Origin of the sequence: Streptomyces populi (assembly GCF_002911015.1) — a bacterium.
Classification (GTDB): Bacteria; Actinomycetota; Actinomycetes; order Streptomycetales; family Streptomycetaceae; genus Streptomyces; species Streptomyces populi.
In genome coordinates this window covers 1-11,589 of record NZ_KZ627018.1, presented here as the reverse complement: position 1 = coordinate 11,589, position 11,589 = coordinate 1, and the positions used below count along the sequence as shown (strand labels likewise).

The following is an 11,589-nucleotide window of genomic DNA, read 5'->3' as shown; positions in this document are numbered from 1 at the left end:
GAGGGTGAAGGCGGCGCCGCCGTGCGCGAACACGAACTTGCCGTTCTCCAGACGGTGCGGGCCGATCGCGGCGGCCACCAGCGGCGCCACGATCGCGCCGACCGCCACGAAGACCCGTACGACCGCGTGGAGGTGCTCGGTCGTGCGGGCCCGCCGGAAGTCCTCGGTCTCCTGGTCGAGCAGCGCGTGCCCGGTGTTGGCGGCGACACCCGCGCCGAAACCGGCGAAGGCCACGACCAGCAGCACGGTGGTGACGTCCGGGACGAGGCCGGCGGCCAGCAGCGCGATCCCGGTGAAGGCGATCGCGAGCGCGAGCAGCCTGCGCCGGGACAGCGACGGGAGCAGCGAGGGAGCCGTGCGGATGCCGGCGACGACACCGCCGGTCAGGGCCAGCACCAGCAGCCCGTACAGCACCGGTCCGCCGCCCAGGTCGATGGCGTCCAGCACGGAGACGGCGACGGCGGCGGAGATGGCCCCGGCGACGGCCGCGCAGGCCGGCACCAGGAGCGGGATCGCGCCGGTGCGGCCCTTGTCGCCGGTGGTGCCCGTCTTCGGGCGGCGCAGTCCTTCGAGCGGCGACCGCGCGCGCGGGGTACGGGCGTCGGGCAGTTCGAGGAAGGTGATCACCGACAGGGAGGCCGCGAAGAGTCCGGCCGCCACGTACGAGGCGAGCGCCGCCTGGTGCAGGTGGAACCAGTCGATCCCGGCGCCCAGCATGTTGCTGACGAGGGAGACGACGACCAGGGTGAGGGCCGCGAGCGGCAGCGCGACGAACGCCGTGCGCAGGGACAGCCGTCGCAGCGCGTCCATGTGGTCCGGCAGCGGGCGCACGGCGGCACCCTCCAGCGGCGGCGCGGGCAGCAGCGCGGGCGCCGCGCTCTCCCGGCACACCGTCCAGAACCGCTCGGCGACCCCGGACACGAAGACGATGACCAGGAGCACGGCGAGCGCGTTGTCCGGGGTCCAGTCGATGAACAGCGGCGCGACGATGAGGAGCGCGGCCCGCAGGCCGTCGGCCCCGAGCATGGTCCAGCGCCGGTCGAGGGGTCCGTCGGGGGAGGTGAGTGACGTCAGGGGCCCCAGGAGCACGGCTCCGAAGAGCAGCGTCGCGAGGACGCGCACCCCGAAGACGGCCGACACGGCGAGGGCGGCCCCGCGGGCGCCACCGCCGAAGGAGCCCTCGGAGATCGCCGCCTGGAGGGCGAGGACGACCAGGACGAGCAGGGCCAGCGCGTCCGCGACACCTCCCACGAGGTGTGCGCTCCACAACCGTTTCAGCTGCGGTTGACGCAGCAGTGCGCGGACGGCACGCTCGCGCGAATCCGCGACCAGGGCTTCGTCGGGGGCCCAGTTGTGGGCCGTTGGCTGCTCGGCTCGCGTCATCCTGCCAGCCTATCCGGACCCGCTGACTCCCCGAAGGGGTGCCCGAACAAACGGACGCCCCCACACCAAATGGTGTAGGGGCTTCCGCTCTTCGACAGGGTTCGACGGGTGGCTCAGCCCTCCGAGGCCGCCGTCTTCTTCGCCGCGGTCTTCTTGGCCGGCGCCTTCTTGGCCGCCGTCGTCTTCGAAGCCGTCGTCTTCTTCGCGGCGGCGGTCTTCTTGGCCGGGGCCTTCTTGGCGGGCGCCTTCTTGGCCGCCGTCTTCTTCGCGGTCTTCTTGGCCGGGCCCTTGGCGCGCTTCTCGGCGAGCAGCTCGTAGCCGCGCTCCGGCGTGATGTCCTCGACGCTGTCGCCGGAGCGCAGGGTCGCGTTCGTCTCGCCGTCGGTCACGTACGGACCGAAGCGGCCGTCCTTGACCACGACCGGCTTCTCGCTGACCGGGTCGGTGCCCAGCTCCTTCAGCGGCGGCTTGGCGGCCGCGCGGCCCCGCTGCTTGGGCTGGGAGTAGATCTCCAGCGCCTCTTCCAGCGTGATGGTGAAGAGCTGGTCCTCGGTGGTGAGCGACCGCGAGTCCGTGCCCTTCTTCAGGTACGGCCCGTAGCGCCCGTTCTGCGCGGTGATCTCGACACCCTCGGCGTCCGCGCCGACGACGCGCGGCAGCGACATCAGCCGCAGGGCGTCCTCCAGGGTCACCGTGTCGAGCGACATCGTCTTGAAGAGCGAGGCGGTACGCGGCTTGACGGCGTTCTTGCCGGTCTTCGGGGTGCCCTCGGGGAGCACCTCGGTGACGTAGGGGCCGTAGCGGCCGGCCTTGGCGACGATCTGGTGGCCCGTCTGCGGGTCGGCGCCCAGCTCGAAGTCGCCGCTCGGCTTGGCGAGCAGTTCCTCGGCGAGGTCGAGCGTCAGCTCGTCCGGGGCCAGGTCCTCGGGGACGTCGGCGCGCTGGTGGTTCTCGGCGTCCTTCTCCCCGCGCTCCACGTACGGGCCGTAGCGGCCGACGCGCAGCACGATGTCGTTGCCGACCGGGAACGAGGACACCTCGCGGGCGTCGATGGCGCCCAGGTCGGTGACGAGTTCCTTGAGGCCGCCCAGGTGGTCGCCGTCGCCGTTGCCCGCGTCGGCGGCGCCGGTCGCGTCGCCCTCGCCGAAGTAGAAGCGCCTGAGCCACGGCACGGCCTGCGCCTCGCCGCGGGCGATGCGGTCGAGGTCGTCCTCCATCTTGGCGGTGAAGTCGTAGTCGACGAGCCGCCCGAAGTGCTTCTCCAGGAGGTTGACCACGGCGAACGACAGGAAGGAGGGCACCAGGGCCGTCCCCTTCTTGAAGACGTAACCGCGGTCGAGGATCGTGCCGATGATCGACGCGTACGTCGACGGGCGGCCGATCTCGCGCTCTTCGAGCTCCTTGACCAGGGAGGCCTCGGTGTAGCGGGCCGGCGGCTTGGTGGCGTGGCCGTCGACCGTGATCTCCTCGGCGGACAGCGGGTCGCCCTCGGCGACCTGCGGGAGCCGGCGCTCACGGTCGTCGAGCTCGGCGTTCGGGTCGTCAGCGCCCTCGACGTACGCCTTCAGGAAGCCGTGGAAGGTGATCGTCTTGCCGGACGCGCTGAACTCGGCGTCCCGGCCGTCGGCGGAGGTGCCGGCGATCTTCACGGTGACGGAGTTGCCGACCGCGTCCTTCATCTGGGAGGCGACGGTCCGCTTCCAGATCAGCTCGTACAGCTTGAACTGGTCGCCGGTCAGTCCCGTCTCGGCGGGAGTGCGGAAACGGTCGCCCGAGGGGCGGATCGCCTCGTGCGCCTCCTGCGCGTTCTTGACCTTCCCGGCGTACGTACGCGGCTGCGCCGGCAGGTAGTCGGCGCCGTAGAGCTGGGTGACCTGGGCGCGGGCCGCGGCGACGGCCGTGTCCGACAGGGTCGTGGAGTCCGTACGCATATAGGTGATGAAGCCGTTCTCGTACAGCTTCTGCGCCACCTGCATGGTCGCCTTCGCGCCGAAGCCGAGCTTGCGCGAGGCCTCCTGCTGGAGCGTCGTCGTGCGGAACGGCGCGTACGGCGAGCGGCGGTAGGGCTTGGACTCGACCGAGCGGACGGCGAAGTCCGTGTCCTGGAGCGCGGCGGCGAGCGCGCGGGCGTTCGTCTCGTCCAGGTGGAGCGTGTTCGCGCTCTTGATCCGGCCGAGCGAGTCGAAGTCACGGCCCTGGGCGACGCGCTTGCCGTCGACCGAGGTCAGACGGGCGACGAGGCTGGACGGGTCGCTCGCGTCACCGGTGCGGCCGGTGCCGAAGGTGCCGGTCAGGTCCCAGTACTCGGCGGACCGGAAGGCGATGCGCTCGCGCTCCCGCTCGACGACGAGCCGGGTCGCCACGGACTGGACGCGGCCCGCCGACAACCGCGGCATGACCTTCTTCCACAGGACCGGCGAGACCTCGTAGCCGTACAGGCGGTCGAGGATGCGGCGGGTCTCCTGCGCGTCGACCATGCGCTTGTTGAGCTCGCGCGGGTTGGCGACGGCGCTGCGGATCGCGTCCTTGGTGATCTCGTGGAAGACCATCCGGTGGACGGGGACCTTGGGCTTCAGGACCTCCAGGAGGTGCCACGCGATGGCCTCGCCCTCGCGGTCCTCATCGGTGGCGAGGAAGAGCTCGTCGGAATCCTTCAGCAGGTCCTTGAGCTTCTTGACCTGGGCCTTCTTATCGGCGTTGACCACATAGATCGGCTGGAAGTCGTGTTCGACATCCACACCGAGGCGGCGGACCTCACCGGTGTACTTCTCCGGCACCTCCGCGGCGCCGTTGGGAAGGTCGCGGATGTGCCCGACGCTCGCTTCGACGACATAGCCGGGGCCGAGGTAGCCCTTGATCGTCTTCGCCTTGGCAGGCGACTCGACGATGACGAGTCGGCGGCCGCCGTGTGCGGTGTCGCTGGTCGGGGACAACTTCGCTCTTCTCTCCGGTCGACGCGGAATCTCCCCGGGGCTTGAATCCCGGGGGGTCGGGTCATGCTGACGCTGCGGAGTGTGACGGTACATCCCGCCCCCGTGTCAAACGGGAAAAGCCCGCAACGGCCACTCGAACGGTAACCCGACTACCGCCATTCCTGCCGCCCGGAGTGTCGACCCGCTCTTTCGGGTCTATCCGGAGGGTAACTTCCCAGTTACCGGAGCCGCGATCCTCGCGCGCGGTCTCACACGCGCGTGAAGCACCACACCCCGAGCGCCAGCGCCCCGCTCCCGGCGACGCTCGCGAGGGCCGCCGATGCGACGCGGTTCACACCGTGGGCGACCGGCTCGCCCTGCCGCACCCGGAGCACCGTCCAGGCCAGGATTCCGCCTCCGAACAGGGCGAACACCATCCCCGCGAAGATCGCCGGACTGCTTTCCATGGCTCCGCCCTTTCACCCCGAGTCCTCGGCCCCGGGAGGCTGACACGGCCCGGAGACCGACGCGCGAACCCACGGTGAACTCCGGGTGACCGACACCCCGTGGGGCACCCGCACCGCACCCGGCGTCGCGGTCCACCCTCCGTCCCCCTCCCGCCCGCACGGCTCCCGGCGCTCCCGACTGTGGCGAATCCGTCGTCGTCCGGGGAGCGACGCCGCACCACGGAGACACGGACAGGGGCGGGAACGGGGAGGGCGGCGAAGAAGAAGCCGGAGACGGCCACAGGCACGGGGAGGAAGACGGATACGGATACGGATACGGATACGGATACGGATACGGATACGGATACGGATACGGATACGGATACGGAGAAGAGCATGGGACACGGGAAGGGGCGCGTCCGCCGCTCTTCGGATGTTGGCCGGTTTCCCCTCCCGGCCGAAGTACCCGATCCGACGTCCGGCGAAGCCCGAGCAAGGACGGCGGGAGACGCCCCGGCGACGAGAGGGGGCGGCGGGAACTCCGGCACCCCCTCCCCGCGGTCCGGGTCGCTGCCGCAAAAGGAACCCGGGAACTGGAGGAACGGAGAACCGGAGGAGCGCGCAACAGGACGGGGAACCGAAGAAGCGGGCAACAGGGCGAGGGGCCGGAGGAGCGGCGGACCGGGGAGCCGGAGGAACGGGCGGGCCAGAGGAATCAGCGGACCTGAGGAAACCAGTGGCCCGACGGGCCGACGGGCCGACGGGCCGACGGGCCGACGGGCCGACGGGCCGACGGATCATGGAAGACATCGGCCCGTCTCACACCCGGCCCGCGCTCACCTCGATCCCCGCTCGATCCCGGCACCGGCCCGGCCCTCCCCCGGCATCGCCGGCGAGGGCCGGCTACTCGACCGGCTCCAGGAATCCCTGCTCGACCAGCAGACGGATCTGAGCGGGCGTCCGGTCCCGCAGCAACACCGGGTCCTCGCCGACCAGTTGGGCGATGGCGTCGAGGATCCGCCCGGCGCTCAGCGTGCCGTCGCACACACCGGCGAAGCCCGCGCCGACCGTGTCCACCTTGGTGGCCCGGCGCATTCCCCGGTGCTGGCGCAGCACCACGTGCTCCGGGTCCTCGGCACCGGGCAGTCCGACCTGCTCCTGCACGACCTCCGCCACCAGTCTGAAGTGACCGGCGAGCAGACCCGCGTCGTCGTGCCGTCTCAGGTAGTCGACCCGGTCGAAGTGCTCGCGTACGGCCTCGCCGAGCGGCTGCTCGACGGAGTGCGGCCACTCCTCGACCGTGATCGAGGGTTCGGCCGCCGCCGTCCTGCGCAGCGTGATCCATCCGAAGCCGACGGCCTTCACCTTGCGCGCCTCGAACTCGTCGAGCCACGCGTCGTACCGCGCCTGGTAGTCGGCCGGGTCGGCCCTGTGGTCACCCGAGTCGCGCAGCCACAGCTCCGCGTACTGCGTGACGTCCTGCACCTCGCGCTGCACGATCCACGCGTCGCAGCCGCGCGGCACCCAGGAGCGCAGCCGGTCCTGCCAGTCCTCGCCCTCCACGTGCTGCCAGTTGGCCAGGAACTGGGCGTATCCCCCTTCGCTCAGCCGGTCCCCCGCCTCCTGAACGAGCGTGCGGCACAGATCGTCCCCGCCCATTCCGCCGTCGCGGTACGTCAGCCGGGCGCCCGGCGAGATCACGAAGGGCGGGTTCGAGACGATCAGGTCGTACTTCTCGTCGGCGCGGACCGGCTCGAAGAGGGAGCCCTGGCGCAGGTCGGCGGCCGGGGCGCCGGAGAGCGCGAGGGTGAGCGCGGTGATGTGCAGCGCCCGGGGGTTCAGATCGGTCGCCGTCACGCGCGTGGCGTGCTGCGCGACGTGCAGCGCCTGGATCCCGGAACCGGTGCCGAGATCGAGGGCGGAGCCGACGGGCCCGCGCACGGTGATGCCGGCGAGGGTCGTGGAGGCACCCCCCACTCCGAGGACGACCCCTTCCTCCCTGCTGCCGATGCCGCCCGCGCCGCCGACGGCGCATCCGAGGTCGGACACGATGAACCAGTCCTCGCCGTCGGGTCCGCCGTACGGCCGGATGTCGACGCTCGCCGCGACCTCGTCCCCGCCCGTCCGGGTCAGCCAGCCGCTCTCCAGGGCGTCCTCGACCGGCAGCACGTCCGCCACGCGCGTGTACGGCACGGGCTGCTGCAGCAGGAACAGCCGCACGAGCGTCTCCAGCGGCGTGTCACCACGGGTCGCCCGGAGTGCGGGCACGGTCTCGCTGCGCGCCAGCGCCGCGTACGCGGGGGCGCCGAGCAGGTCGAGGAGACCGTCCGCGGTGAAGGAGGCGTCGAGGAGGGCTCTCCGCAGCCGGGCGGCGATGTCGGCACGATCGGACGAGGGCAACGGTGACAGGCTGGTGTGACTCACGCCTCCCATTGTGTCCGCTGTCGCCCACCGGCACCCACACCTGTGGACAGAGCCTCGCCCGTGGACAGCGCGTGCGGCACCCGCTGCGCGTACCGGGTCCGTGCCCGGCGGGAAGCGGAGACGCGTGCCGGGCGCCGGTCCCGTGGGCCCGCGACGCACATGACGCGGGCCGGGAGCCCGGCGCGCCTGTGCGCCGGGCCCTCTCCCGGCTCCCGCGGACGGTCTCAGCCGTTGACCGCCGCCGGGGACCCGGACGCCGACTTGCAGCCCTCCTGCTGCGCCATCGCCTTGCCCACGTCGCCCTGCTCCAGCTGCTTCAGGGGGTCGTTCCCGCTCTGGCTCAGCTTGCCGAGCTGGGTCGCGACGTCCTTGAGTCCCTCGGCGAACTTGGCCTGGTCCTTGGTGTCGAGCTTGGCGACCTGCGTCTTCAGGTCGGCGTACGACGCGGAGAGGGCCTTGAGCTCCTTGACCGCGTTGGCCTGCTTCGTCTTGCCGTCCTCGACGTCCGGCGGTCCCGCGTTGTCGACGGCGGTGCCCAGCGCCTTGTACGCGTCGGACATGTCCTGGAAGGCCTGTGCGTCGGTCTTCTGGACCTCCTCCGGCGCACTGTTGTCCGAGGTCTGCTTCTGGATCGCGGCGTTCGCTTCCTGGATCTTCTGGGCCTGCGGCTTCAACGCGTCGCAGACCTGCTTGGCCCAGGAGTTCAGCTTGTCGTCGCCGCCGCTGCCGCTGCCGCCGTCGCTGCTGCAACCCGACAGCGCGAGCACCAGTACCGCACCGCCGGACAGTGCGGCCGTGAGCTTCTTGTTCACCGGTTTGGTCCCTTCCATGGCTCTCGGCCCGGAACATACACGCCATGTGGGCGGCACCCACATGGCGAGTGTCCGCTACGACACCTTTTGAGGCCATTTGCACCAAGCGAGAGAAGGCTCACGACAATGACGTGAACACACACAGGGCGGGCGTACGGCGCGTCAGCACACGCCGTCCACCCGCCCGTTGGCCCGCTTCCCGATCAGGCAGAAAAGTCCGTGCCGGGTCGGAGGCGGAACCGGTGCGTCATGAAACCACCGCCGGATCGGCCGACTTGGCGATCCCTTCGTCGTCGTCCTCCTCGTCGCCCATGGCGATCCCGCGCCGCTTGGAGACGTACACGGCGCCCACGATCACGATGAACGCGAGGATGGCGATGAACACCCGCACGCCGACGCTCTTGTCGTCGCCGTACGAGAATTTGACGATCGCCGGGGCGATCAGCAGCGACACCAGGTTCATGACCTTCAGCAGCGGGTTGATCGCGGGGCCCGCCGTGTCCTTGAACGGGTCACCGACCGTGTCACCGATCACCGTCGCCGCGTGCGCCTCGCTGCCCTTGCCGCCGTGGTGGCCGTCCTCGACGAGCTTCTTGGCGTTGTCCCACGCGCCACCGGAGTTGGCGAGGAAGACCGCCATCAGCGTTCCGGTGCCGATCGCACCCGCCAGGAACGAACCGAGCGCGCCGACACCGAGCGTGAACCCGATCGCGATCGGTGTGAGCACCGCGAGCAGTCCCGGCGTGGCGAGTTCGCGCAGCGCGTCCTTGGTGCAGATGTCGACGACGCGCCCGTACTCGGGTTTCTCCGAGTAGTCCATGATCCCCGGGTGCTCCCTGAACTGCCGCCGCACCTCGTAGACCACGGACCCGGCGGACCGCGACACCGCGTTGATCGCCAGCCCCGAGAAGAGGAAGACGACCGCGGCGCCCGCGATGAGACCCACCAGGTTGTTGGGCTGCGAGATGTCCATCATCAGGTTCATCGGAGCGCCGGCGCCCGAGACCTTCTCACCCACGTCGCTCGCGGCCGTGGTGATCGCGTCGCGGTACGAGCCGAAGAGGGCCGAGGCCGCGAGGACGGCGGTGGCGATGGCGATGCCCTTGGTGATGGCCTTGGTGGTGTTGCCGACGGCGTCCAGGTCGGTGAGCACCTGCGCGCCCGCGCCCTCGACGTCGCCGGACATCTCGGCGATGCCCTGCGCGTTGTCGGACACGGGACCGAAGGTGTCCATCGCGACGATGACACCGACCGTGGTGAGCAGGCCCGTTCCGGCGAGCGCCACGGCGAACAGTGCCAGCATGATCGACGTACCGCCCAGCAGGAACGCCCCGTACACGCCGAGACCGATCAACAGGGCGGTGTAGACGGCTGATTCGAGACCGATGGAGATGCCGGAGAGGACGACGGTGGCCGCGCCGGTGAGGGAACTCTTGCCGATGTCCCGCACGGGACGGCGGCTGGTCTCGGTGAAGTAGCCGGTCAACTGCTGGATGAGCGCCGCCAGCACGATGCCGATCGCGACGGCGACGAGTGCGAGGATCCGAGGGTCGCCGCCCTTGGCCTTGATCGCCGCGTCCGTGACCCCGTCCAGTTCGGCGTAGGTCCCCGGAAGATAGACGAAGACGGCGAGAGCGACCAGCACGAGCGAGACCACCGCGGAGATGAAGAACCCGCGGTTGATCGCGGACATGCCGCTGCGGTCGGAACGCCGGGGCGCCACCGCGAAGATGCCGATCATCGCGGTGAGCACGCCGATCGCGGGCACGATCAGCGGGAAGGCGAGCCCGGAGTCACCGAACGCCACCTTGCCGAGGATCAGCGCGGCGACGAGCGTGACGGCGTACGACTCGAAGAGGTCGGCTGCCATGCCGGCGCAGTCGCCCACGTTGTCGCCCACGTTGTCGGCGATGGTCGCGGCATTGCGCGGATCGTCCTCCGGAATGCCCTGCTCGACCTTGCCGACCAGGTCGGCCCCGACATCGGCCGCCTTGGTGAAGATGCCGCCGCCGACACGCATGAACATGGCGATCAGCGCCGCACCCAGACCGAAGCCCTCCAGGACCTTCGGCGCGTCGGCCGCGTACACGAGCACCACACAGGAGGCTCCCAGCAGACCGAGCCCCACCGTGAACATGCCGACGACGCCACCGGTGCGGAAAGCGATCTTCATGGCTTTGTGCGAGACGGCGGTGAGATCCTTTTCGGGCTCTCCCTCCGCCGGGGTCGCTTCCCGTGCCGCGGCGGCCACGCGGACATTGCTCCGTACGGCGAGCCACATACCGATATAGCCGGTGGCCGCCGAGAACGCCGCGCCGATCAGGAAGAAGATCGACCGTCCGGCGCGCTGATTCCAGTCGTCCGCGGGCAGCAGCATGAGCAGGAAGAACACCACCGCGGCGAATACGCCGAGCGTGCGCATCTGCCGTCCCAGGTAGGCATTCGCGCCTTCCTGGATCGCCGTCGCGATCTTCTTCATGCTGTCGGTGCCCTCGCCGGCCGCGAGAACCTGGCGCACCAGGATCCCGGCGACCACGAGCGCCGCCACGGCGACGACCGCGACGACCATCACGATGAGACGGTTGCCGTCCGTCAGAACCGCGGCCGCGAAGGTTGTGGGGTGGTCAAACTGATGAGGGGTAGAAAGCCCCGCCATTCGTCCTCCTTGACGCTTGGGCTGAGCTCAAGATGTGGACGGATTCTAGGTACCGGAACCTGATCAAAACAGTGCGCGGTAAGCGGAATTAGCCTTCACTTGCCCTTCAGCAAATGATCGACGGGCGCCCACGGACCCAAATGCAGTAATGCCCCAGAAGCGTTGGCGCTTGATCCAATTATCGCTCGAATGATCGTGAATCAATTCACGAAACGCCGTGCGCGATCAACGCGGTTCACGATCACCATATGGGCGAGCGAGAGTTCCCGGACATGCCGAAGGGCCCCACCGAGTAGGGCCCTTCGGGACAGATTTAAAGAGGGGCGGTCGTCAGGGAAGAGCCACGGCCGGCGGCGTGGTGGGCCAGCTCATCCTGATCAGTCCGCCGTGCTCTCCGGCGATGACTTCCACGTCGTCGACGAGACCGCTGATGACCGCGAGGCCCATCTCGTCCTCCTCGGCCTCCGCGTCGGAGCCGTCCGGGCCCGCGCCGGACGCGGCCCCACCGGGCACCGAACCCGGCGACTCGTCACCGACCTCGATGGAGAACTGCTTCTCCTCCTCGATCAGCGCCACGTGCACCGGCGCCGAGATACCGCCGCTCTGGTGCAGTCCGACGGCACGCGTACAGGCCTCGCCCACGGCGAGCCTGACCTCGTCGAGGACGGCCTCGTCCACTCCGGCCCTGCGCGCCACCGCTGCCGCCACCAGTCGGGCGGTCCTGACGTGCTCGGGCAGCGCGCTGAAGCGGAGTTCAACGGTGGCCATGCATCCCCCTCTGAACTACGGGCGTGCTGTCCGGAGGCCGGGCCGTGGGCCCGGCCCCCGATGTGTGCGATGCCGGGCCCACGACCCGGGAGACCGGCCGTCAGTCGGTCGCGTTGACCGCCTCGTCCACCGAGGTGTGGATCGGGAACACCTTGGTGAGACCGGTAATACGGAAGATCTTCAGAATG

General features: G+C 70.1%; 7 protein-coding genes and 1 pseudogene. All 8 read right to left on the bottom strand.

Going from position 1 to position 11,589, the window contains the following annotated elements; genetic code table 11:
- Positions 1-1,383 (bottom strand): MFS transporter (locus CW362_RS40795; RefSeq protein ID WP_162684400.1); only part of this gene is annotated, 1,383 nt, incomplete at its 3' end.
- A 113-nt stretch (positions 1,384-1,496) separates the two neighbouring features.
- Complete coding sequence (topA, locus tag CW362_RS40790; RefSeq protein WP_103554641.1) at positions 1,497-4,316, bottom strand: type I DNA topoisomerase; 2,820 nt, start codon at positions 4,314-4,316, stop codon at positions 1,497-1,499.
- 248 nt (positions 4,317-4,564) lie between these two features.
- Positions 4,565-4,762 carry a hypothetical protein gene (locus CW362_RS40785; protein WP_103554640.1) on the bottom strand — a complete coding sequence of 66 codons (198 nt, stop codon included), beginning with the start codon at positions 4,760-4,762 and terminating at the stop codon, positions 4,565-4,567.
- Positions 4,763-5,644: 882 nt separating this feature from the next.
- A complete protein-coding gene (locus tag CW362_RS40780; RefSeq protein WP_240658320.1) occupies positions 5,645-7,174 on the bottom strand; it encodes a DUF7059 domain-containing protein in 1,530 nt (509 codons plus the stop codon).
- Positions 7,175-7,389: 215 nt separating this feature from the next.
- Positions 7,390-7,995, bottom strand: a complete 606-nt coding sequence (locus CW362_RS40775; RefSeq protein ID WP_103554639.1) for a small secreted protein — start codon at positions 7,993-7,995, stop codon at positions 7,390-7,392.
- Positions 7,996-8,224: 229 nt separating this feature from the next.
- Positions 8,225-10,633 (bottom strand): sodium-translocating pyrophosphatase, encoded by a 2,409-nt coding sequence (locus CW362_RS40770; RefSeq protein WP_103554638.1) that lies wholly within the window; start codon positions 10,631-10,633, stop codon positions 8,225-8,227.
- A gap of 330 nt (positions 10,634-10,963) precedes the next feature.
- On the bottom strand, positions 10,964-11,401 hold the full coding sequence (locus CW362_RS40765; RefSeq protein WP_103554637.1) for an ATP-binding protein: 438 nt from the start codon (positions 11,399-11,401) through the stop codon (positions 10,964-10,966).
- Between the two features lie 100 nt (positions 11,402-11,501).
- Positions 11,502-11,589, bottom strand: a pseudogene (locus tag CW362_RS40760) (anti-sigma B factor antagonist); the annotation flags it as partial.